At 67.7% G+C, this 22,884-nt stretch carries 24 protein-coding genes; 13 read left to right on the top strand and 11 right to left on the bottom strand.

The features are described 5' to 3' along the window. Positions 1-111: 111 nt before the first annotated feature. Complete coding sequence (gene dacB, locus WKF39_RS16270; protein WP_340390336.1) at positions 112-1,518, bottom strand: D-alanyl-D-alanine carboxypeptidase/D-alanyl-D-alanine-endopeptidase; 1,407 nt, start codon at positions 1,516-1,518, stop codon at positions 112-114. A 76-nt stretch (positions 1,519-1,594) separates the two neighbouring features. On the opposite strand from dacB, the gene WKF39_RS16275 reads away from it, so the two are divergent. Continuing rightward, positions 1,595-2,086, top strand: a complete 492-nt coding sequence (locus WKF39_RS16275) for an inorganic diphosphatase (RefSeq protein WP_340390338.1) — start codon at positions 1,595-1,597, stop codon at positions 2,084-2,086. 46 nt (positions 2,087-2,132) lie between these two features. Beyond that, entirely contained in the window at positions 2,133-3,284 is a 1,152-nt protein-coding gene (locus WKF39_RS16280; protein ID WP_340390340.1) for a PQQ-dependent sugar dehydrogenase, read from the top strand. Positions 3,285-3,315: 31 nt separating this feature from the next. On the opposite strand, the gene WKF39_RS16285 is transcribed toward WKF39_RS16280, so the two are convergent. Continuing rightward, positions 3,316-3,924 (bottom strand): TetR/AcrR family transcriptional regulator, encoded by a 609-nt coding sequence (locus WKF39_RS16285; protein WP_340390342.1) that lies wholly within the window; start codon positions 3,922-3,924, stop codon positions 3,316-3,318. Positions 3,925-4,002: 78 nt separating this feature from the next. Between WKF39_RS16285 and WKF39_RS16290 the strand changes: the two genes are divergently transcribed. Further along, entirely contained in the window at positions 4,003-5,469 is a 1,467-nt protein-coding gene (locus WKF39_RS16290) for an NAD(P)/FAD-dependent oxidoreductase (RefSeq protein ID WP_340390344.1), read from the top strand. Beyond that, positions 5,466-6,764, top strand: a complete 1,299-nt coding sequence (locus WKF39_RS16295) for a cytochrome P450 (protein ID WP_340390346.1) — start codon at positions 5,466-5,468, stop codon at positions 6,762-6,764. Before WKF39_RS16290 ends, WKF39_RS16295 begins: the two co-directional genes overlap by 4 nt. A gap of 88 nt (positions 6,765-6,852) precedes the next feature. On the opposite strand, the gene WKF39_RS16300 is transcribed toward WKF39_RS16295, so the two are convergent. The 3 genes from WKF39_RS16300 to WKF39_RS16310 form a co-directional block, all read right to left on the bottom strand. Beyond that, positions 6,853-9,372, bottom strand: coding sequence for a DUF3516 domain-containing protein (locus tag WKF39_RS16300; protein ID WP_340390348.1), 2,520 nt, complete (start codon positions 9,370-9,372; stop codon positions 6,853-6,855). A gap of 118 nt (positions 9,373-9,490) precedes the next feature. After that, positions 9,491-10,036 (bottom strand): phosphatase PAP2 family protein, encoded by a 546-nt coding sequence (locus tag WKF39_RS16305; protein ID WP_340390349.1) that lies wholly within the window; start codon positions 10,034-10,036, stop codon positions 9,491-9,493. Between the two features lie 40 nt (positions 10,037-10,076). Next, positions 10,077-10,472, bottom strand: coding sequence for a low affinity iron permease family protein (locus WKF39_RS16310; RefSeq protein WP_340390351.1), 396 nt, complete (start codon positions 10,470-10,472; stop codon positions 10,077-10,079). Positions 10,473-10,542: 70 nt separating this feature from the next. Here WKF39_RS16310 and WKF39_RS16315 point away from each other — a divergent pair, with 70 nt between their 5' ends. From WKF39_RS16315 to WKF39_RS16325, 3 genes are all read left to right on the top strand, one after another. Then, positions 10,543-11,502, top strand: coding sequence for an NADPH:quinone oxidoreductase family protein (locus WKF39_RS16315; protein ID WP_340390353.1), 960 nt, complete (start codon positions 10,543-10,545; stop codon positions 11,500-11,502). A gap of 97 nt (positions 11,503-11,599) precedes the next feature. Further along, positions 11,600-13,081, top strand: coding sequence for an NAD(P)/FAD-dependent oxidoreductase (locus WKF39_RS16320; RefSeq protein ID WP_340390355.1), 1,482 nt, complete (start codon positions 11,600-11,602; stop codon positions 13,079-13,081). Positions 13,082-13,115: 34 nt separating this feature from the next. Next, entirely contained in the window at positions 13,116-13,751 is a 636-nt protein-coding gene (locus WKF39_RS16325) for a DUF2461 domain-containing protein (RefSeq protein ID WP_340390357.1), read from the top strand. Here WKF39_RS16325 and WKF39_RS16330 read toward each other — a convergent pair. Beyond that, positions 13,736-14,089 carry a helix-turn-helix domain-containing protein gene (locus tag WKF39_RS16330; protein ID WP_340390359.1) on the bottom strand — a complete coding sequence of 118 codons (354 nt, stop codon included), beginning with the start codon at positions 14,087-14,089 and terminating at the stop codon, positions 13,736-13,738. The two genes, WKF39_RS16325 and WKF39_RS16330, sit on opposite strands and share 16 nt — an antisense overlap. Positions 14,090-14,238: 149 nt before the next feature. On the opposite strand from WKF39_RS16330, the gene WKF39_RS16335 reads away from it, so the two are divergent. After that, a complete protein-coding gene (locus tag WKF39_RS16335) occupies positions 14,239-15,177 on the top strand; it encodes an NADP-dependent oxidoreductase (protein ID WP_340390361.1) in 939 nt (312 codons plus the stop codon). A 47-nt stretch (positions 15,178-15,224) separates the two neighbouring features. On the opposite strand, the gene WKF39_RS16340 is transcribed toward WKF39_RS16335, so the two are convergent. Together WKF39_RS16340 and WKF39_RS16345 are read right to left on the bottom strand one after the other, a co-directional pair. Continuing rightward, positions 15,225-16,211: an aldo/keto reductase gene (locus WKF39_RS16340; RefSeq protein ID WP_340390363.1), complete on the bottom strand. Its 987-nt coding sequence runs from the start codon at positions 16,209-16,211 to the stop codon at positions 15,225-15,227. Continuing rightward, positions 16,208-16,594 (bottom strand): MerR family transcriptional regulator, encoded by a 387-nt coding sequence (locus WKF39_RS16345; RefSeq protein ID WP_340390365.1) that lies wholly within the window; start codon positions 16,592-16,594, stop codon positions 16,208-16,210. Before WKF39_RS16345 ends, WKF39_RS16340 begins: the two co-directional genes overlap by 4 nt. An 87-nt stretch (positions 16,595-16,681) precedes the next feature. Here WKF39_RS16345 and WKF39_RS16350 point away from each other — a divergent pair, with 87 nt between their 5' ends. Further along, a complete protein-coding gene (locus tag WKF39_RS16350) occupies positions 16,682-17,161 on the top strand; it encodes a polyketide cyclase (RefSeq protein ID WP_340390366.1) in 480 nt (159 codons plus the stop codon). A gap of 208 nt (positions 17,162-17,369) precedes the next feature. Further along, complete coding sequence (locus tag WKF39_RS16355) at positions 17,370-17,816, top strand: universal stress protein (protein ID WP_340390368.1); 447 nt, start codon at positions 17,370-17,372, stop codon at positions 17,814-17,816. A gap of 3 nt (positions 17,817-17,819) precedes the next feature. On the opposite strand, the gene WKF39_RS16360 is transcribed toward WKF39_RS16355, so the two are convergent. Next, on the bottom strand, positions 17,820-18,857 hold the full coding sequence (locus tag WKF39_RS16360; RefSeq protein WP_340390370.1) for an NADP-dependent oxidoreductase: 1,038 nt from the start codon (positions 18,855-18,857) through the stop codon (positions 17,820-17,822). Positions 18,858-18,901: 44 nt separating this feature from the next. Between WKF39_RS16360 and WKF39_RS16365 the strand changes: the two genes are divergently transcribed. The 3 genes from WKF39_RS16365 (at position 18,902) to WKF39_RS16375 (ending at position 21,603) form a co-directional block, all read left to right on the top strand. Next, entirely contained in the window at positions 18,902-19,738 is an 837-nt protein-coding gene (locus WKF39_RS16365; RefSeq protein WP_340390372.1) for a hypothetical protein, read from the top strand. A gap of 28 nt (positions 19,739-19,766) precedes the next feature. Next, the gene (gene ligD, locus WKF39_RS16370) at positions 19,767-20,732 is read left to right on the top strand and encodes a non-homologous end-joining DNA ligase (RefSeq protein ID WP_340390374.1); all 966 of its coding nucleotides are present in this window, start codon (positions 19,767-19,769) and stop codon (positions 20,730-20,732) included. 67 nt (positions 20,733-20,799) lie between these two features. Beyond that, the gene (locus WKF39_RS16375; RefSeq protein ID WP_340390376.1) at positions 20,800-21,603 is read left to right on the top strand and encodes a hypothetical protein; all 804 of its coding nucleotides are present in this window, start codon (positions 20,800-20,802) and stop codon (positions 21,601-21,603) included. A 21-nt stretch (positions 21,604-21,624) separates the two neighbouring features. Here the strand turns inward: WKF39_RS16375 and cobF are convergent, their stop codons facing one another. After that, entirely contained in the window at positions 21,625-22,365 is a 741-nt protein-coding gene (gene cobF, locus WKF39_RS16380) for a precorrin-6A synthase (deacetylating) (RefSeq protein WP_340390378.1), read from the bottom strand. Continuing rightward, the coding region (locus WKF39_RS16385; RefSeq protein WP_340390380.1) for a cobaltochelatase subunit CobN at positions 22,362-22,884 on the bottom strand (523 nt) is incomplete at its 5' end. The genes cobF and WKF39_RS16385, both read right to left, overlap by 4 nt.

Genomic DNA, 22,884 nt, shown 5'->3' on the forward strand with positions numbered 1-22,884 from the left:
CCCGTCTGGGCCTGGCTTCGACAGCAGCGTCGCGGTCGAGCGCGCGAGCTTCCAATCGATCAGGCCCCCAACCGTAGTCGCGGAGACCGAACGAGCGCAGCGAGTGAGCGTCTAACCGCATGAGCAGGCGGCGATTGCGGCGGCGACCTTGTCGAGCGCAGCCTGGGCCTCCAGCGGCGCAGCCTTGTCGGTGCGGTCGGCCATCACGGCGAAGGCGACGGGGCGGCCGTCGGCGTCGAGCGCATATCCAGCAAGGGAGTGGACTCCGGTCAGCGTCCCAGTCTTGGCCCGAACCGTCCCCAGCGCCGACGGGAGCCTGCCGAATCGGCCGATCAACGTGCCGGTGAAGCCGCTCACGGGCAGATCCGAGACCAGCCCGGACGTGCGCGGCGTCGACGCTGAGAGACCGACGGTCTGCGCCAGCGTCAGAGGTGAGATGCGGTTGCGTCGCGAGAGCCCACTGCCGTCCCGGAGCACCAGACCCGTCGTGTCGATGTCTGCGGCGTCAAGCACGTCGGTCACGGCCTTGGTCCCGCCGTCGAAGCTCGCGGGCTCGTCGGCGGTGATCGCCAGCTGGCGCAGCATGACCTCCGAGGCCTGGTTGTCGCTCGTACGGATCAGCGTCTCGATGATCTGCGCGACCGTCGCGCTGCGGACCATGCCCAGGACCGTCGTCCCGTCCGGCGCGCTGGTCCGAGCAGGATCACCGGTCACCGTGATGCCCCGGCTCTCGAGCAGGTCGGCGAAGGTGCGCGCGGCGCTGGCTGCTGGGTCCTTGGCGCGTATGCCGTTCTGCACCCCCTGGTCGGCCCAGAGCGCGCTGACCGGCGTCACGATGTTCTGACTGACATACGTCGGCTCCCATGCCGGACTCGCATCGGGCCCGGTGAACAGGGATGCGTCGAAGCCGAGGCGCACGGTGGTCGTCCCGGACTTCTTGAGCGCAGCAGTCGTGCGCTTCGCGAGGGTCGCGAGGTCGGCGCGGACCACGCGGTCGTCTGTCCTGGACTTCCTGACCGCGAGATAGGGGTCTCCGCCGCCGACCAGCACGATGCGGTCACCGCTGCCCACCACCCGGGTCGTGAACCTGGTCTGCGGGTCGATCAACGAGAGCGCGGCAAATCCCGTGAGCAGCTTGGTCGTGGAGGCCGGTACGTAGGCTCCGGCGCCTGACGACGCGACCCGCGCGGCATTGGCAGGGGTGAGCGCCGAGAAGCCCACGCGCGCTCCGAGCGCTGAGGCCTTGAGCGCCGGTGCGACCGCGGCCGACAGCTTGGCCGGGTCGATGTCGCCGGGACTCCGTCGCCCCGGTGTCGCCAGTGCGGGGACCGAGTCGGTCGTGAGTGCCCGCGGTGGGATGACGTTGGAGGGTCCGCAGTCGCCGTCGCAGATCAGGCTGTTGAGGTCCCCCCTGGACCACAGGAACACTCCGAGCGTCGCGACCACGACGAGGACGATCGCCGGGATGGCCAGGCCGCCTCGAGACTTCGAGACCCTGGATTCCCGTTGAGACGCCACATGCGCCAGACTATAGAGACCCCATTGCGCGGCGCCCACGGCGCGCGCTCCCCGATTTCAACCGCCGGAGGCACCAGTGATTTTCGACGTCACCGTGGAGATCCCGAAGGGCAGCCGCAACAAGTACGAGGTCGATCACGCGACGCATCGCATCCGCCTCGACCGCACGCTGTTCACCGCCACCCAGTATCCCGCTGACTACGGATTCATCGACGACACGCTGGGCCTGGACAGCGATCCGCTCGATGCTCTGGTGCTGCTGTCGGAGCCGACCTTCCCCGGTTGCGTCATCTCCTGCCGCACGATCGGCATGTTCCGCATGACCGACGAGGCCGGAGGCGACGACAAGGTCCTCTGCGTCCCCGCCAAGGACCCGCGCCAGGAGCACCTGCGCGACATTCACCACGTGCCGGAGTTCGACCGACTCGAGATCGAGCACTTCTTCACGGTCTACAAGGACCTCGAGCCGGGCAAGTCAGTCGAGGGCTCCACCTGGACCGGTCGCATCGAGGCCGAGGCCGAGATCCAGGCCAGCTACGACCGTTTCAAGGCAAACGGCGGTTACTGAGTCCGTTCACGGGCGCATTGCCCCTCCGCAAGCGCACACTGGGTGGATGAGACGCTGGCTGCTGCTTCCCGCCCTGCTCATCGCCCCGCTGCTGGCCGCTGCGCCTGTCGAGGCTGAGGGCCCTGCCCTGACCATCGAGGTGGTCAGATCCGGGCTCACCATCCCGTGGGACCTGGCGTTCCTGCCCGACGGATCGATGCTCTACACCGAGCGAACCGCCAAGCGACTGACCCTGCGCCGCGCCAACGGCACAGAGCAGGTCGTGCTCAACTCACCCGCGGGCATGTGGGCCGCAGGTGAGACCGGCCTGATGTCGGTGGAGCTGGCGGCCGACTTCTCGACCACCCGCGACTTCTTCACCTGCCACGGCTACCAGGCCGGATCCACGCAGGACGTACGCGTGGTGCGCTGGCACCTCAACCCGGAGATGACTGCCGCGACGATCAAGCGGACCCTCGTGTCGGGATTGCCCTCGACCAGCGGTCGGCACGGTGGATGCGCCCTCGTCAAAGGGATCCGCAACAACCTGTTCATCGGCACGGGCGACGCCGCGACGGGCACCGTCCCCCAAGCGCGGACGTCCGGTGGCGGAAAGGTCCTGCGGGTCGACGCGACGACGGGGCTGGGCATCTCGACCAACCCCTACGCCAGCAGCAGCATCCTCATGAAGCGGCGCCTCTACACGTACGGCCACCGTAACGTGCAGGGCCTGGCCCGTCGCAGCAACGGCACGATCTGGTCCGTCGAGCACGGGAGCTACCGGGACGACGAGGTCAACCAGCTCACATTCGGTGGCAACTACGGCTGGAACCCCGTCAGGCGCACATCAAGTGACCCTGCCTACAACGAGGGAGCCAACTCGCCGATGACCGACTACCAGATCCCGGGCGCACAGGTCGCGGCCCGCTGGAGGTCCGGCGATCCCACCGTCGCGACGAGCGGTGCAACCTTCCTGGACTCACCCCGATGGGGACCGTGGCAAGGAGCGCTGGCCGTCGCGGCCCTCAAGGACGCGTCGCTGCGAATCATGAGGTTCGCCGCCGACGGCACGCTTCAGTCGACGGAGCTGCCACCGGAGCTGCGCAGTAGTCAGTACGGCCGGCTCCGCGCTGCCGTCCTCGGGCCCGACGGGGCGCTCTTCCTGACGACGTCCAACGGCAGCAACGACCAGATCCTCAGGGTGACACCCGCCGGCTGAGGTGGGGCCTGTCGGGGCCAGGCCGAGGAGGCTAGGCCCTCGAGCTCTTGAGCAGCGAACGCATCGTGTCGGCGAAGACACCGACATCAATCGTGTTGTCCAGCGATCGCAGGGTGCCAAGACCGATGCCGAGGCTCAGTAGCGTCGTGGCCGCCTGATCGGCGTCGACCGCATCGCCCAGCCCTGCCTCTGCGGTGACCTGCCGGACGAGCCCGGCGATCGCGCCGCGGATCTCGCGGTGGCGCTTGACCAGCTCGGTCGCGACATACGGGCTCTGGCGGGCGATCGCGCCGAACTCGACTTCGAGGGCGGTCCAGCGTGGCTGGCCGAGGCCCTCTCGAGCCCATGCAGCAAACGCCTCGATGCGTCCATCGAGGTCGGTGTCCCGGGAGAAGGCCGTGACCACGCCCTCGATCTGCTCCTCGTGGATGCTGTCGAGCACCGCCATGCAGAGCTGCTCCTTGCCGGCGAAGTTGGAGTAGACCGCGCCCTTGGAGAACCCTGCTCGTACGGCGACCTTGTCGAGGGACGTGGCTGCGTAACCGTCGGACAAAAACATCTCGCGGGCGACCTCGATCAGCCGATCGCGGGTCTGCGCCTGCCGCTCGGCCCTGGTGATCCGCTCGCTGCCGACCGACACCCACCGCTCCCTCGTTCGCCGGGATCGTGTGACCCGGAACCCATTGCATCATACTCAGATACCGATAGTATCTGAAATGTGATCAAAAAGGACATCGTCATCATCGGCACCGGCTTCTCCGGCATGGGCGCGGCCATGAAGCTCCGCGAATCAGGGCGTGAGGACTTCGTGGTCCTCGAGAAGGCCAGCGATGTCGGCGGCACGTGGCGGGACAACACCTATCCGGGGTGCGAGTGCGACATCCCCAGCCACATGTACTCGTTCTCCTACGAGCTCAACACCGAGTGGAGCAAGAGCTTCTCCGGCCAGGAGGAGATCTGGGCCTACATGCGCAAGGTCGCCGACGAGCAGGGCATCCGTCCCTACATCGACTTCGGCGTCGAGGTCACCGGCGCCGTATGGGATGACGCCCGCAGGGTCTGGACGGTCCGCACCGCCAAGGGCGAGGACTACGAGGCCCGAGTCGTGATCGCCGGGGTCGGCGGACTGCACATCCCCAACATCCCCGAGATCGTCGGCGCGGAGACATTCGAAGGCCCCAAGTTCCACTCCGCCAGCTGGGATCACTCGGTCGATCTGTTGGGCAAGAAGGTCGTCGTGATCGGCACCGGCGCGAGCGCGATCCAGTTCATCCCGATCATCGCGCAGGAGGTCGAGCAGCTGACGGTCTTCCAGCGAACACCTCCCTGGGTCCTGCCCAAGAAGGACAAGCCCACCGCAGAGTGGCGCAAGAGCCTGTTCGCCAAGGTGCCGGGTGCTCAGCGGGCCTATCGCAACGCTCTCTACTGGACCCTCGAGGCCCGCGCGATCGGCTTCAACGGGCACGTCAACATCCTCCCTGTCGCCGAGAAGATCGTGAAGCGCTACCTCGCCAAGACGATTCCCGACCAGGAGCTCCGGGCCAAGCTGACACCGGACTACCGGCTCGGCTGCAAGCGGGTCCTGCAGTCCAACACCTACTACCCCACGATGCTGCGCGAGAATGTCGAGCTCAGCACCGACGGGGTGGTCGAGATCGTCGCGGACGGCGTGATCGACGGCAATGGCGTCAAGCACGAGGCCGACATCGTCATCTATGGCACGGGTTTCCACACGATCGACGCATTCGACTTCCTCGACATCAAGGGCAAGGGTGGAGTCGACCTCGCCGCGAAGTTCCGCGAGGGTGGCGTCGAGACATACATGGGCATCATGGTCAACGAGTTCCCCAACCTCGCCTTCATGCTCGGCCCCAACACTGCGCTGGGCCACAACTCGGTCGTCTTCATGATCGAGCAGCAGACCAAGTTCATCGTCCGTATGCTCGATGAGATGGACCGGCGTGGCGCAGTGGCGGTGGAGCCGACCAAGGAGGCTCAGACCGCGTTCAACATCGAGATCCAGAAGCTCGTCGAGAAGGGCATCTGGACACAAGGCGGCTGCACGTCGTGGTATCTCGACAGCCACGGCAAGAACCGCACGATCTGGCCGAAGTTCACCTTCCAGTACTGGTGGGAGACCCGCAAGGTCAACACCCCGGACTTCGCCTGGGAGCAAGCGGCATGACATACGACATCCCTGACGGCCCGGCGCTGTCGCCGGCAAGGATGACGTGGAAATTTCTTCGCGATCGATCCGGGACCATCCCGGCATACCACGAGGAGTTCGGCGACACGTTCTCCCTGCGGATCCTGCCCGGACCCCGCACCCTGGTCGTGTTCAGCGACCCGGCCGACGTCAAGGAGATCTTTGCCGCCGACCCGTCGCAGTTCCACGCCGGCAAGGGCAACGAGATCCTCAAGCCGGTCATGGGTGAGCACTCGGTGCTGCTGACCGACGACGGAGAGCACCAGCGGGCGCGCAAGCTCCTGATGCCGGCATTCACGGGGCCCTCGATGCGCGCCTACCAGCCGCTCGTCGAGGCGATCGCCAAGACCGAGGTCGACACATGGCATGACGGCGACACGCTCGTGACGCTCGACCGGATGAATGCCATCACCCTCGATGTCATCCTGCAGGTCGTGTTCGGCGTCACCGATGAGGAACGCCTCGCGGTGCTGCGCCCCAAGGTCAACCGCATGGTCAACATCGACGCCAAGATGCTGCTCGCGTGGTCCTACCCCCGCCTGTTCGCGCTTCCTCCGTGGCGCGGCTACTTCAAGAACCAGCAAGCAGTCGACCGGCTCCTCTACGCCGAGATCGCCGAGCGGCGTGACGCCCACGACCTCGAGGGTCGCGACGACGTGTTGTCACGGCTGCTACGTGTCGGCGACGACGACTCCGACGAGACGCCGCTCACCGACGCCGAGATGCGGGACCAGCTCGTGACGCTGCTGCTTGCCGGACACGAGACGACCGCATCGGCGCTGTCGTGGACTCTGCACGAGATCGGGCGCAGCCCCGAGATCCACGCTCGCGCCCTGGCTGCCGCCGATGCCGGCGACGATACCTTCCTCGAGGCGTGCCTCAAGGAGTCGATGCGGCTGCACCCCATCATCGACTTCGTCGCCCGCACGCTGCAGAGCGATCAGGTCGTCGCGGGCCGGCTGCTCCCCCGCGGCACGACTGTCACCCCGTCGATCATGCTGTCGCACAGCCGCGAGGCCAGCTTTGCCGACGCGCACCTGTTCAAGCCGGATCGTTTCGTCGACACCAAGGTCGCGGCGAACACGTGGATCCCCTTCGGCGGAGGCGTACGCCGATGCATCGGTGCGGCATTCTCCCTGATGGAGGGCGCCGTCGTGCTGCGCGAGGTGCTCCAGCGATATGAGGTCAGCACCGACTCGGCCGCCCCCAACAAGCTGCGCAACATCACGAACATACCCGGAGACAAAGCCCCGCTGAAGCTGACCGCCCGCTGAGGCCTATCGCCTTCGGGTGCGGTGACCTAGCGACGTATCGCCCTCCCGGAAAGGTCGCTAGGTCACCGCCAAGCGGGAGCAGCGCGCCTCACCGAGGCCCGACGGCGAGCACGGTGACGACGGCTTCGCCGGCCTCGTCACTCGCGTCGAGATCGACGTGGGCGGTGATGCCCCAGTCTCGGTCGCCGTCGGGGTCGTCGAAGGTCTGACGCACGGTCCACGACCGCGCACCCTCCTCGACCAGGAAGAGGTCGGGGCCACGCGACCCCGGGCCGGTACCGATGTCGTCGTACTCCTCGCGGTAGGCCGCCATCGCCTCCATCCACGCGGCCGCATCCCAACCGTCGTCGGCGTCGAGCTCGGCCAGGGCGCTCCATCGGCCGAACGCGGCGAGCTCGACCCGGCGGAACATCGCATTGCGCACCAGCACCCGGAACGCCCTCGGGTTTCCCGTGACGGGCCGCGGAATGTCCGCACCCATCGCCTTCGGGCGAACGTCCTGGGGGTCGGTGTCCGGATTGATGAGCTGCTCCCACTCATCGAGCAGGCTGGAGTCGGTCTGGCGCACGAGCTCGCCGAGCCACTCGGTCAGGTCGACGAGCTCCTCGTTGCGCAGCTGCTCGGGAACCGTCCGGCCGAGGGTCTTGTAGACATCGGAGAGATAGCGCAGCACAAGCCCTTCAGACCGGGCAAGCTGATAGTCCCCGATCAGCTCGGAGAACGTCATCGCCCGCTCCCACATCTCGCGCACGACCGACTTGGGCCGCAGCTCGTGGTCGGCCACCCACGGGTGCCCCTGGCGATATGACTCGTAGGCGACGCCGAGCAGCTCCTCGAGCGGCTTGGGGTGGGTGATCTCCTCGAGCAGCTCCATCCGCTCGTCGTACTCGATGCCGTCCATCTTCATCTCGTTGATCGCTTCGCCGCGGGCACGATGACGCTGCGCATTGATGATCGGCCGTGGGTCGTCCAGCGTCGCCTCGACGACCGAGACCAGGTCGAGCGCGTATGCCGGGTCATCGCGGTCCAGGAGATCGAACGCCGCGACGGCAAACGGCGACAGGGGCTGGTTGAGCGCGAAGTTGGCCTGCAGGTCGACGGTCAGCCGGAGCGTACGGCCCTCGCTGTCGGGTGGATCCACCCGCTCCACGACTCCCCCTGCGAGCAACGCCTCGACGATCTCCTCGACCTGCGCCAGCAGCCGGTCCTGCGAATCTTCGGTCTCGTCGCTCTCACGGATCAGGTGCTCGAGCGATGCGATGGCATCGCCGGGACGGGAGATGACGTCGAGCACCATCGCGTGGCTGACCCGCATGCGGGAGACCAGCGGCTCCGGAGTGCCGCTCGACAGCTTGTCGAACGTGCCCTGACCCCACGAGACGAATCCCTCTGGCGCCTTCTTGCGATTGATCTTGCGCTGCTTCTTGGGATCGTCGCCGGCCTTGCGGAGGAGTCGCGCATTTTCTATGTCGTGCTCGGGCGCCTCGACCACGACATGTCCGACGGTGTCGAAACCGGCCCGCCCCGCGCGGCCGGCGATCTGCTGGAACTCGCGCACCTGGAGCTGCCGCTGCCGGATCCCGTCATACTTCGACAGCCCGCTGAACAGCACCGTCCGGATCGGCACGTTGATGCCCACGCCGAGCGTGTCGGTGCCGCAGACCACCTTGAGCAGTCCGGCCTGGGTCAGCGTCTCGACGAGCCGGCGATAGCGCGGCAGCATCCCGGCGTGGTGCACCCCGACCCCCATCCGTACGAGTCGCGACAGCGTCTTGCCGAATGCCGAGGAGAACCGGAAGTCACCGAGGTGCTCGGCGATCACGTCGCGCTCCTCGCGGGTCGCGACCTTGATGCTGGTCAGCGCCTGCGCCCGCTCGAGGGCCGAGAGCTGGGTGAAATGGACCACGTACACCGGCGCCTGGTGCGTCTCGAGCAGCTGCTCGAGGGTTTCCTGGATCGGCGTCGTGACGTACTCGGAGATCAACGGGACCGGGCGCTCCGATGTCGTCACGAGCGCGGTCGAGCGCCCGGTACGCCTGCTCAGGTCGGCCTCGAACCGGGTCGTGTCGCCGAGCGTCGCCGACATCAGCAGGAACTGGGCATGCGGCAGCTCGATCAGAGGCACCTGCCAGGCCCAGCCACGGTCCGGGTCGGCATAGAAGTGGAACTCATCCATCACGACGAGTCCGATGTCGGCGCCGGCCCCCTCCCGCAGCGCCATGTTGGCGAGGATCTCGGCGGTGGCGGCGATGATCGGAGCATCGGCATTGACCGCGGCATCGCCGGTGACCATGCCGACGTTGTCCGCGCCGAATATCTCGCACAGGTCGAAGAACTTCTCGCTGACGAGTGCCTTGATCGGCGCGGTGTAGACGCTGCACTCACCGCGCGCGAGCGCTGCGGCCATCGCGCCGGTCGCGACGAGGCTCTTGCCGGACCCCGTGGGCGTGGCAAGGATGACATTCGACCCGGCGACACATTCGAGGATCGCCTCGTCCTGGGCCGGATAGAGCGTCAGGCCCCGCGCGTCGACCCAGTGGGTGATCGCGTCATAGACGGCGTCCTCGTCGGTCGTCGTCCCAGACGGGAGCAGGTCGATGAGGCGCACGGTGCATTGTCTCCCGTCGGCTCAGGCGGCGGTGACCTAGCCACCTTTCGGGACGTCGGAAAGGTCGCTAGGTCACCGCTCGTTGCCGCCAGAGTGCCGGTGGCCGCCGGATCAGGCGTCAGACAAATCTGCCGCTCAACCTGCGTGTCGGGACCTTCATGACCGCCGCCGCGATGCCGGCGCCGAGCAGCCAGCCGACGAGGACATCGGTCAACCAGTGGCCCCCGAGATAGATCATCGCAGCGCCGCTGATCAGGCAGCCGGTGATGCCGACGATCATCACCAGGCGGTGGAGCTGCTGCGACGTCCACATCGGGGCCAGCAGCACTGCGGTGACGGCGGACGCGGTGAACATCGCGTGCGACGACGGCATCGCGGGACCCGACAGCATCGAAAGGGCGAGGTCAGCCGCCGGGCGCGGCCGGTCGATCCGCGGCTTGAGCTGGCCGCAGGCCAACACCGAGAGGATCACTGCCAACAGGGCACGCGGAACGTACCGCCACAACCGCAGCCACGTCGCGACCACGAGGCAGATGATTCCGACGACGAGGAAGAACGTCACCGACGTTCCGAGATCCTCGAGCCGGCGGCAGATCACCGTGACGGTCGCTACCCGGTGCTCGGCCACCCATTGGGCGACCTCGACGTCCACGGATCCCCCCACCGGGGCAGCATACCCAGAGCCTGGCGAAGGCAGCTTCGCCTCAGTGCCGGTCCTCCAGACCGATCGCCTCGTGCAGCTTCCGGACGGACTCTGCAAGCTTCGGGTCGTCCTGCGCCCGAGACACCATCAGAGCCGACAACGCCTCAGCGAGGACGTTGAGCTTCTCCTGCGACGCCTCCTCAGCCCGCCTGCTCGCGTTCTCAAGCAGCACCAACAAGAGCAGTGAGAGGACGCTGGCCACGGTATGTATCGCGACCTGCCACGACTTGAGGTCCGGCCACAACGGCACGCTGGCGAACCAGACGAGGACGATGCCGACGCAGAGGCCGAAGAACGGCGCCCGACTGACGCGCTGGTGCGCCGCCTCGACGAACTTGTCGAACGGCGAACGGCCATCGGCTTGCTTGCGGGACTCAGAGGCGTCATGGTGATCCATTTGCTGACGGTAGCGCCAGACTGGGCCAGACAACTAAGCAGCCGCTTAGCAATGCACTATCGTCTCGATCATGAAAGCCGTGCAGATCACCACGCTCGACGGCCCATCGGCGGTCGAGCTCGTCGAGCTCCCCACTCCGGAGCCCAGTCCCGACCAGGTCCTGATCCGCGTCCGCGCGGCGGGCGTGGCGTTTCCCGAGGTGCTCCAGAGCCGAGGGCTCTATCAGATGAAGCCCGAGCTCCCGTTCACCCCGGGCGCCGAGATTGCCGGTGAGGTCATCAGCGCGCCAGACGGCTCGGGCTTCACCCCCGGCGATCGCGTCGCCGCGTTGTGCCTTCTGGGCGGTTTCGCGGAGGAGGCGGTCGCGCCGCTCGAGACGACGTTCAAGATCCCCGACAACATCTCGTACGAGCAGGGTGCGTCGATCATCTTCAACTACGGCACGGCCTACTTCGCCCTCGTCGAGCGCGGTCACCTTCGGGCCGACGAGTCGGTGCTGGTGCACGGTGCTGCCGGCGGCATCGGGACCGCGGCGATCCAGGTTGCCAAGGCCTTCGGCGCCGGCCGCGTCATCGCCGTCACGTCGACCGCCGAGAAGGGCGCCGTCGCGCTCGAGGCAGGCGCCGACGAGTTCGTGCTCGCCGAGGGATTCAAGGACGCGGTCAAGCGCGAAGGCGGGGTCGACATCGTGGTCGACCCGGTCGGCGGCGACCGTTTCACCGACTCGCTGCGCTGCCTCAAGGACGACGGCAGGGTGCTCGTGATCGGGTTCACCGCGGGCGAGATCCCGACCGTCAAGGTCAACCGGTTGCTGCTCAACAATGTCGCGGTCGTCGGCGTCGGCTGGGGAGCATACGTCCTGTCACGGCCGGGTCACATCGCCAAGGAATGGGCCGCTCTGGTGCCGCACCTCGAGAGCGGCGCGTTGAAGCCCGTGGTCGGCCCGACGTTCGCGCTGGCCGAGACGACTCAGGCCCTCCTCACGCTGGACGAGCGCCGGGCCACCGGCAAGGTGCTGCTGGTCCCCTGACGCCAGACACGCGATTGACGGTCCACCCCGCGACTTGACCTTGACATTGATCAATGGCAAGGTTGGCTAGCCCGCATCCCACCGAAAGGCATCGCCTGTGCATCCTGACCACGACGTCCTGGTCATCGGCGGTGGCTTCTCCGGGATCGGCGCGGCAATCATGCTCGACAAGGCCGGGTTCTCCGACTACCTGGTGCTTGAGGAGGGCGACGGTGTCGGCGGCGCGTGGCACTGGAACACCTACCCCGGGGTCGCGGTCGACATCCCGTCGTTCAGCTACCAGTTCTCATTCGAGCAGAGCAGCCGGTGGACGCGGGTGTATGCGCCCGGCGACGAGCTCAAGGGATATGCCGAGCACTGCGTCGACAAGTATCGCCTCCGCAACCGGATCCGGCTCAACAGCGGGGTCGTCGGCACCTCCTACGATGACGACGACGCGACCTGGACCGTCACCACCGCCAACGGCGACGAGCTCACGGCCCGCTACATCATCAACGCCACCGGGGTGCTGACCAAGCCCAAGGCGCCGGCGATCGACGGCTTCGACACCTTCACCGGCGAGACCGTGCACACCGCCCGTTGGGACCACGACCTCGACCTGCAGGGCAAGCGGGTCGCCGTGATCGGCACCGGCGCCTCTGCAGTCCAGCTGATCCCGGCGATCGCCGACGAGGTCGAGCACCTGAGAGTCTTCCAACGCACAGCCATCTGGTGCCTCCCCAAGCCGGACGCCGCCCTGTCAGGCAGGACGCGGGCAATTCTCAGCAAGATTCCCGGCGCGAAGCGGGTCGCCCGGCTCGCCAGTCAGACCTACGTCGAGCTGACCTTCCCGTTGGCCGCACACTTCCATCACCCACTGAACCTTGCGGGGTCCGGCGAGAAGCTCGGCCGCAAGGCGCTCAAGAACCAGGTCACCGACCCGGCCGTGCGCGAGAAGCTGACACCCAGGTATGCCGTCGGCTGCAAGCGGCCGAGCTTTCACAACAGCTACCTGTCAACATTCAACCGGGATGACGTCCACCTCGAGACCGATCCGATCGATGCGATCACGCCGACCGGTGTCCGGACCGCCACCGGTACCGAGCACCAGGTCGACGTGCTCGTGCTGGCAACCGGGTTCAAGGTCTTCGAGCGCGACAACATGCCGGGCTTCCCCTGCACGAGCCGCGGTGCCGACCTCGGCGACTGGTGGGCCGAGAACCGGGCCCAGGCATACGAAGGCGTCAGCGTCCCCGGCTTCCCCAACATGTTCTCGATCCTCGGCCCCTACGGCTACAACGGTTCGTCGTACTTCAACCTGATCGAGACGCAGATGGCGCACATCGTCCGCTGCCTGACCCAGGCCCGCAAGCTCGGTGCCCGCGCGATCGAGGTGAAGCAGGACGCCAACGCCCGCTACTTCGCGACGATGCTCGCGCGGCGTCCGCGGCAGGTGTTCACCGAGGAGTCGTGCAGCGTCGCGAACAGCTACTACTTCGACGAGCACGGCGACACGCCGTTCCGCGCGAGCACCACGATCGAGACGATGTGGCAGGCGGGCCACTTCCCGCTCACCGACTACGAGTTCGCCACGGTCTGAGCCGCAGTCGAAGGTGCGGCCGTAGGCTCAGGGGGTGCCCGAGTTCACCGGATTCCCTGTCGAGGCCCTCGACTTCTACGACGACCTCGAGATGGACAACACCAAGTCGTACTGGGAAGCGCACAAGCCGACATACGACACCGCGGTCGCGGCGCCGATGAAAGCCCTGACCGCGGCCCTTGCGGACGAGTTCGGCGAGGCCAAGGTCTTCAGGCCCTATCGCGATGTGCGGTTCGCCAAGGACAAGACGCCCTACAAGACGCACCAGGGCGCATTCGTGCCCAAGGGCCCGTCGACCGGCTACTACGTGCAGATCGGGGCACCGGGGGCGCGTGTCGGTGTCGGGTTCTACGAGGCGTCATCACCGCGTCTCGCGAGCATCCGTGAGGCAATTGTCGACCGGCGTCGCGGAGGCGAGCTCGAGGAGATCCTCGTGGCGATGCAGGCAGCCGGGTGGGAGCTCGGCGGCGACAGGCTCAAGACGGCCCCGCGAGGCTACGACATCGATCACCCGCGCATCGAGCTGCTGCGCCACCGATCGATGACGCTGGGCAAGTCGTACGGCTTCGAGCCGGTGATCCACACGCCTGAGCTGCTGGACCGTGTGCGCGCCGACTGGCGCGAGGCGACACCGTTCGTCGAGTGGGTTCTGCACTACGCCAAGGCATAGTCGCCGTCGTAGCTTGCGCGCGATTCGTCGACCTCCCCGATGTGCTCCTCGGCCCACGCGCGGATGGCGGCCAACGGACCGATCAGCGTGAGCCCAAGCGGCGTCAATTCGTAGTGCACCTCAAGTGGCCGCTCGACCACGGTGCGCTTGAGGATGCCGTCACGCTCGAGCCGGCGGAGCTTGTCGGTCAGGACCTTCTGGGTGATGCCGTCGAGCTGGCGACGGATCTCACCGAACCGGCGCGGGCCGGTCTCCATCGAGCCGATGATCAGGGCGGTCCACCGTCCGGCCACGAGGTTGAGCACTGCCCGCGAGGGGCAGCCGCGCGAAATAGACATCGGTCGCGCAGACCTCGTCGGTCGGGTCAAGAAGCTTGGGCATCGGTGGTGTCCCGCAGGTTAGTCGGTATGAAAATAGTGCCTGGTTGTAAACCCATACCACCCACGAGAGGCTGGGAGAACACACCTCACTCGTCCCAAGGAGCATCATGTCCATCCGCATCATCCAGAAGACCCACGGCGGGCCCGAGGTCCTCCAAGCCGTCGACGTCCCTCGCCCGAGCCCGGCGGCCGGCGAGCTCCTGGTCCGAGCCCACGCCGCCTCGCTCAACCCGGTCGACGCCAAGACGAGACGGGGCCAGGCCATCGGGTTCGTGCTCCCGTTCTCGGTGGGCTGGGACTTCGCCGGCGAGGTCGAACAGATCGGTGCCGACGTCCAGGGATTCCACGTCGGTGACCGCGTGTTCGGCATGCCGAGCTTCCCGGAGCAGGCGGGTTACGGCGAGTACGTCGTCGGGCCGGCCGAGCATTGGGCGCCATCACCCACGACGCTGGATGACCGCTCAGCTGCCGCGGTGCCGCTGGCCGCGCTGACCGCGCTCAAGGCATTGCGAGAGGTCGCCGACCTGCAGCCCGGGCAGAAAGTGCTCGTCCACGCAGCAGGTGGCGGCGTGGGGCACTTCGCGGTGCAGATCGCCAAGATCCTCGGGGCCGAGGTCGTGGCAACCGCAAGCGAGGCGAAACAAGCATTCGTCAAGGGTCTGGGCGCTGACGAGGTCATCGACTATCAGGCACGCCCGTTCTCGGAGTCGCTTGCGGGCCGCGAGATCGACGTGGTCCTCGACCTGGTCGGTGGCACGACCGGGGTCGAGTCGGTCCAGGTCACCCGGGAGGGCGGCCTGATCATCGGCGTGCCGAGCGGCACCGGTAACGGGCTCGAGGAGGCAGCTTCGGCCGCCGGCGTGAGGTCTGCGGCGGTGATGGTCTCGCCCAACGGCAAGGCCTTGCGCGAGATCGCCGGGTGGATCGACGCGGGCCAGCTCGTTGCGACCGTCAGCGAGACCTACCCGCTCGCGGACATCGCCGCCGCGCACACGTCACTGGACACCGGCCGAACGCAGGGCAAGATCGTCGTCACGATCCCCTAGCGGCATCACCGCCCGGGATGTCGGACGCCGACATCCCGGGCGGGAGGTCACACGTGGACCTGCTTCATGCCCGCTTCGTCATAGCGCTCACCACGGGTCACCCCCACGGGCGCGGCCTCGGCGAGGGCGGCGAGGTCTGCGTCGGTGAGCTCGACATCGGCCGCGCCGACGTTGTCCTCCAGGTAGGTGCGGCGCTTGGTCCCGGGGATCGCCACGGCACCGTCCTGGTGAAGCACCCAGGCCAGAGCAAGCTGTGCGGGCGGGACGCCCTTGGCGCCGGCCAGCGCGCGCACCTTGTCGACGACCGTCAGGTTGTGCGTGAGGTTCTGCTCGCCGAACCGCGGCATGCCACGGCGCCAGTCATGGTCCGCGAGGTCGGCCGTCGAGGAGATCGCCCCCGTGAGCACTCCCCGACCGAGCGGCGAATACGCCACGAAACCGATGCCGAGCTCACGCGTCGTGTCGAGGACACCGTTGACCTCGGGGCTGCGCTCGAACAGGGAGTACTCGGTCTGCACCGCCGTGATCGGGTGCGTCGCATGGGCCCGGCGGATCGTGTCAGGCGCCGCCTCGGACAGACCGAGATACTTGACCTTGCCCTCCCGGACGAACTCGGCCATCGCACCGACGGTCTCCTCGATCGGCACGTCCGGGTCGACCCGGTGCAGGTAGTAGAGGTCGACCGTCTCCATGTCGAGGTGGCGAAGCGAACGCTCGAGCGCCTTGCGGGCATACGCCGGGCTGCCGTCGGGCGGACCGATGACACCCTCGTCGGAGGTGTTTCGGGCGAACTTCGTCGCTATCGCGAACTCGTCCCGGCGGCTGCCGATTGCGCGACCGATCAGGAGCTCGTTGAGGAACGGGCCATAGATCTCGGCCGTGTCGATCATCGTGACACCCAGATCCAGGGCCCGGTTGAGCGTCGCGGCCGACTCCGCGTCGTCACGATCTCCGTAGAAGGCAGACATCCCCATCGCCCCGAGGCCCTCGATGCTGGCCTCCAGGCCCTGACTTCCCCATGCCGTGCTCTTCATCGGTTCACCATGTCCTTGTAGTAGTCGATCTTGCGGTTGATCGCGTCCAGGTGGGTCTGGACCTCGCTGAGCTCATCGAGCACACGCTCGCGGTGCGCCTCGAGGATCGCGAGCCGTTGCGGCTCGCTGCCATCGACCCGGTACAGGTCGACGAACCGTCTGACGTCTCGGATGGGCATCCCGGTCCTGCGGAGCATCACGAGCGTGCCGAGCCAGCGCACGTCGGCCTCGGTGTATCGGCGCTGCCCCGATGCCGACCGACCGGGCTGGTGGAGGGACAACCCCTCCTTCTCGTAATAACGGACGGTGTCGACGCTCAGCCCGCTCAGCTCGGCGGCGGCACTGATCGTCAGCCCCTCAGGGGGCACTTCGGTCACAGTCATGCGTTCAGCATGAACCCTGGAGCGCACTCCAGGTCAAATCAACACCTCCCGGGCGCCACGGGCCGGCAGACTGTCTACGATCGGCGCATGACTGAGCGCCTCGAGGCCGAGCGGTTGATTGCCGCGCCGGCAGCAGACATCTTCGCGCTGCTGTGCGATCCGCAGGGGCATGTCGCGATCGACTCCTCCGGCATGCTTCAGGACGCCGACGGGCAGGTGGCAACGGCGGTCGGTGACACCTTCGTCGTGCACATGGATCGCGAGTCCCTGAACGACATCCCCGACTACGGCCAGTACGACGTGGTCGTCACGATCGAGGAGCTTGAGCGCGACCAGCTCATCACGTGGTCCGTGCTTGGCCGGGTGCGCCCTGGCATCGGCCATGTGTACGGCTATCGACTCGCACAGGTTGAGGGCGGCACACTCGTCACCTCCATCTATGACTGGTCGGGTGCGAGCCAGGACTGGAAGGACGCCGGAATCTTTCCCGTGGTCTCCGAGACCAACCTCCGCGGCACGCTCGGCATCCTCGACCGCACGGTCCGCCGCGGCTACGCCCGTCCTTGAGCCCGGCCTGCCCGGCGCCGGACTGGCACCGACCCGGGTAGATGCCGCCGCCGACTCGCGGTGCTTCCCGGTCAGTGAAACCATGTGTGCAACGTCACTCCTGGGGGAAACGGTCCATGAACGACGCCCATGACTACGTCACCCAGGGCGACCCGCCACCACTCGAAGAGGCCGATCTCACGACCTGACCGACGTCCAAGGAGGACACATGCACGTGCTCATCGCCACCGACGGCTCCCAGCGCTCCCTCGAGGCCGCTCGTCACCTGATGTCATTCGCCGATCCGAAGACGCTCGATGGCGTCGCCGTGCTCGCGGTCCTCAGCCCGCTCGCGGCCGTCCCCTTCTCCAACGAGGCCGAGACCGGACCCGAAAAGATCGAGGACATGTCGTTCCGGCGCGCGGCGGAGCGAGCGACCCTCGCGATCGCCGACGAGATCAGCGCGTGGGGACCCGAGACAACGACGCACGTACGCGGTGGGTCCCCGGCTGGCGAGATCGTCAAGGCGGCCCGAGAGCTGGACTCCGGCCTCATCGTGATGGCGAGCCGCAGCACATTCACCGAGGCCGTGCTGATGGGCTCGGTGGCCCACCGCGTCATGAACCACGCACCGTGCCCCGTCCTCGTGCACCGTCAGTCGCCCCCGCGGGACTGAGGATCAGCGCGTCGGGTCGGTGCCGACCTGCACGAGCAGCTTGCCGAAGCTCTTGCCCGTGAGCAGACCGAAGAAGGCATCTGGAGCATTGTCGAGCCCCTCGACGATGTCCTCGCGATAGCGCAGGCTGCCGTCGCCGATCCACGACGACACCTCCTCCTGGAACGAGCGATAGCGGGCCTTGACGAACTCATGCTGGATGAAGCCGCGCAGCGTGATGCTCTTGGTCAGGATCGCGGCCATCAACCTCGATGACCGGTCAGGGCCTGCTGGCGGCTCGGTCTCGTTGTAGTGAGCGACCAGGCCGCACACCGGCACCCGCGCATAGGTGTTGAGCCGTGGCAGCACGGCGTCCCACACGTGGCCGCCGACATTCTCGAAGTAGACGTCGATCCCGTCCGGGACAGCGGCCTCGAGGTCGGCTCGGAACGTCGGCGAGCGGTGGTCCAGCGCGACGTCGAAGCCGAGCTCCTCGAGCCACGCGACCTTGTCGGGACCGCCGGCGATCCCGACCGCACGCGCGCCCTTGATCCGCGCGATCTGGCCGACCGCCGAGCCAACCGGTCCGGCCGCCGCCGCGACCACGACAGTCTCCCCCGGCTGCGGCCTGCCGATCTCGAGCAACCCCGCGTATGCCGTGAACCCCGGCATGCCGAGGACGCCGACCGCCGTCGAGATGGGCGCCCGAGCCGGATCGAGCTTGCGCACGTGGCGCGCGGGCTGCACTCCGTATGCCTGCCAGCCGACGTGCGACAGCACCAGGTCACCGACCTCGAGCGAGTCGTCCCGGGACTCCACGACCTCAGAAACCGTGCCACCCTCCATCACCGAGCCGAGCTCGACTGGGGCGGCATACGACTTCGCGTCGTTCATCCGGCCACGCATGTAGGGATCCAGCGAGAGGTAGATCGTCCGGAGCAGCACCTCGCCGTCTGCCGGCTCCGGAAGCGGCGCCCTCTCGATGTGGAAGTTGTCGGCGGTGGGCTCACCGTGCGGGCGGGAGGCGAGCAGGATGCGGGTGTTCTGCGTGGTGTCGGTCATCACCTCGACCCTACTGACCGGCCTGACGGCGCTACCGTGGCGGGATGACCCCTGGCACCGCCTTCTGGCGCTCGATCGAGGCCATCCACGACGTCGTCTACTTCGCACCCGACGCCAAGCAACGCTATGAGGCTGTCGGCCTCAAGGGCTATTGGATGGGCTACCTGGCTTCCCGCTCGGCGGCGATGGGGACTCCGCACCCCGAGCTCGTCGTCGCGACCTTCCACGGCTTCGCGCCCTCGATGGTGGCGCGCGCGCTGCCTGACGCATGGTCCATGGCGACGCGGGACGACGTGCTGGCGACCCGCTATGCCGTGGCGCGCGAGGCCCTCGCTCCCGCGCTCGCAGATGCCGACACCGCGCGGTTGGCCAGGGAGCTGTCGGCGATCACGCGCGGCATCGATTTCGCCGGCAAACCACTGGCCGCCGCCCACCACTCCCTCCCGGAGCCTGACGACGATCCCGGACTGCTGTGGCACGCCGCGACGGTGATCCGCGAATATCGCGGCGACTGCCACGTCGCGGTGCTGACCGCTGCGGGCCTCGACGGAGCATCGGCCAATGCCCTCGCCGTCGCGGCCGGTCTCGCCGGTGATCAACAGCGCAGCCTGCGGGGATGGACCGAGGAGCAGTGGGCGGCCGCGATCGGGCGGCTGGCCACCCGCGGGTGGGTTGACGCCGGTGGCGACATCACGGACTCCGGCCGCTCCGCCCGGCAGCAGATCGAGGACACGACCGACCGCGTGTGCGCGGCTGGGATCGACCGCGAGGCCACCGGGCGGATGATCACGATCGAGGAGCCGCTGCTGGCCCTGGCCCGCGGGGTCGAGGCCTCCGGTGCCGTCGCATACCCGAATCCGACGGGCGTGCGTCGGCCCTAGAGACCCCCGCAGCGCATACCGTTGGGCCATGGCGAAGGCATCCTCTCCCGCCGCGGAGATCGAGGTCGATGACAAGGTCGTGCGGGTCAGCAACCCCGATCGGGTCTATTTCCCGGATCACGGCTGGACCAAGCTCGACCTCGTCGACTACTACCTCGCGGTCGGCGACGGCATCGTCAATGCGCTGTACGAGCGGCCGTGCATGCTGCACCGCTTCCCCAAGGGCCTTGCCGGTGACAAGGTGCATCAGAAGCGGGTGCCGAACGGCGCTCCGCCTTGGCTCGAGACCGTGCGGGTGACGTTCCCCCGCTACAACCGGACCGCGGACGAGCTCTGCGTGACCGAGCTGGCGGCGGTGATCTGGGCCGTGCAGATGTCGACCGTCGAGTTCCACCCGTGGAACAGCCGCAGGGCCGACGTCGAGACGCCCGACGAGTGGCGCATCGACCTCGACCCCGGGCCGGACTGCGACTTCGCGACCGTGCGCCGCGTGGCCCGCGTCGCTGAGGAGGTGCTTGACGAGATCGGAGCGACCGGATTCCCCAAGACCTCCGGGGGCTCCGGCATGCACATCTATGTGCGGATCAAGCCCGAGCACGGCTTCAAGGACGTACGCCGCGCGGCGCTCGCATTTGCCCGCGAGGTCGAGCGGCGATCGCCCGAGGACGTCACGACGGCGTGGTGGCGCAAGGACCGTGACCCTGCCCAGCTGTTCGTCGACTACAACCAGAATGCGCGGGACCACACCATCGCCGCGGCCTACTCCGTCCGCGGTTTCGGCGACGGGCGGGTCTCGACACCGATCCGCTGGGACGAGGTCGACGACGTCGACCCGCACGACTTCACGATCGAGACCGTGCCGCCCCGGTATGCCGAGCTCGGTGACCTGCATGCCGGCATCGACGCCGCGGTGTTCGACCTCGCGCCGCTGCTGGACTGGGCAGACCGCGATGAGCGCGTCGGGGCCGAGCCCCCGGTCGACCCCGAGGATTGACCGACCTCGACCGAGCCGTCGTCGCCCGCGTCCAGCGCCATCTCCGGACATGAGCGAGACTGGCGCGATGACTGTCCCCACCCCGTTCTGGCGCTCCGTCGAAGCGCTCAACAACTTCGTCTATCTCGTCCCCGAGGCGGGCAAGCACTATGCATCGGTTGGGCTCAAGGGCTCGTGGATGGGCTATTTCGCCTCGCGTTCGGCGCCCCTGGGTGCCGCATCGCCGGAGCTCGTCATCGCGACGTTCCACGGTTTCGCGCCGCACCTGGTGCACCGAGCACTGCCGGACGCGTGGGCGCTCGCCACCCCGGAAGCCGTGAACAACGCTCGCCTCGAGCTTGCCACGACGGTCCTCGGTCGCGCCGTGAGCGGCGAGCAGATGGCACCGCTCGCCGACGCCTTGACCGAGATCATCGGTGGGCTGGACCTCGCCGGCAAGCCCCTCGCCGCGGCTCATGCGTCGCTGGCGCTGCCCGCCGACGACCTCGGTCGCTACTGGCTCGCCAATGCGGTGCTGCGCGAGTTCCGCGGCGACTGTCATATCGCCGTGCTCATCACCCATGGCCTGAACGGGATCGACGCCAACGTGCTCAACGTCGCCGCCGGCAATAGGTTCCCCCAGCAGCAGGCACTGCGCGGCTGGAGCGATGAGGAGTGGGCCGCAGGTCAGGACCGGCTGCGCGAGCGCGGCTGGCTCGATGCAGAAGGGGCCATCACGGAAGCTGGGACCGCTACCCGCAACGAGCTCGAGGTCGCGACCGACCGTACGTGTCTCGGTGGCATGAGCCAGGCCGCGGTCACCACGGCCGGCGAGATCGCGGAGGACGTACGCGCGGCGGCTCGGGCCCTACGAACCGCGCTGAAACCCTAGAGGTCCTCAGGGCGAGAGCGGTCAGGGACGTCGCAGCAGGTAGACGTCCATGACCCAGCCCGCAGCGGCCTTGACGGCGGCGCGCGCATCATCGAGCTCTCCGACGACCTCACCCACGGGTCCGCTGACGAGACGCTCGTGGGCGGTGCCGAGGTTGGCGCCCCACCAGATCTGCCAGTCGTCCAGGCCATCGAGCTCCAACCGGGAGTTGAGCATCACGACCAGGTTGTCGGCGCCTGCGGCGATGGACTCGCGCAGCCTACGACCCGTCGTGATGGCGATCGGCTGGCCGATCTCGTGCAGCACGATCCGGTGGCGCGCCGCCAGCAGCTGAAGGCTCGAGATGCCGGGGATGACGTCCCACTCGACGTCCACGTTGCCCCGCTCGAGCACCTTCTGGACGATGCGGATCGTGGAGTCGTAGAACGCCGGATCGCCCCACACCAGGAAGCCCACGTCGCCGTCGCGGTCGAGGATTGCCCGCTCGTATGCCTCGGCGCGAGCGTCGTGCCAGTCGGTGACGGCGGCCAGATAGTCGGCGGGGTCGGCACGGTCTCGCTCCGGATCGCGTACGGCCACGACCGTGGACCCTTCCCCGACGTGTTGTGCCAACAGGGCCTCGCGGGCAGCCAGGAGCGGGTCGCCCGGGCCCTTGTCTGCGGTGATGAACCAGTCGACCGACCGCAACGCGTCGACGGCCTCGATCGTGATCTGGTCGGGAGGACCCGCACCGATGCCGATGACCCGGATCCATCGGGTCACCCCCGATCCTCCAGATCCCCCTCGATGTCGAGATAGACCTCCTGCATCGCGGCCAGCACCTCGGCATCCGGATCGGCCCACAGGTCACGGTCGACCGCCTCGTTGAGCCGCTCGATGATGCCCCGCAGCGCCCACGGATTGGCATCCTTCATGAACGCCTGGTTGTCCTTGTCGAGCACATACTCCTTGGCGAGCGTCTCGTACATCCAGTCGTGGACGACCCCCGTCGTGGCATCGAAGCCGTAGAGGTAGTCGACCGTCGCAGCGAGCTCGAATGCCCCCTTGTAGCCGTGCCGCTGCATCGCGCCGATCCACCGTGGGTTGACGACTCGGGCACGGAAGACGCGCGTGGTCTCCTCCTGCAGCGTCCGGGTGCGCACGGCATCGGGGGTCGTGGAGTCGCCGACGTAGGCCTTGGGCTCAGCGCCGCTCAGCGCGCGAACCGTCGCCACCATGCCGCCGTGATACTGGAAGTAGTCGTCGGAGTCGGCGATGTCATGCTCACGCGTGTCGACATTC

The sequence above is a fragment of the Aeromicrobium sp. genome, assembly GCF_037719875.1.
Lineage (GTDB): Bacteria > Actinomycetota > Actinomycetes > Propionibacteriales > Nocardioidaceae > Aeromicrobium.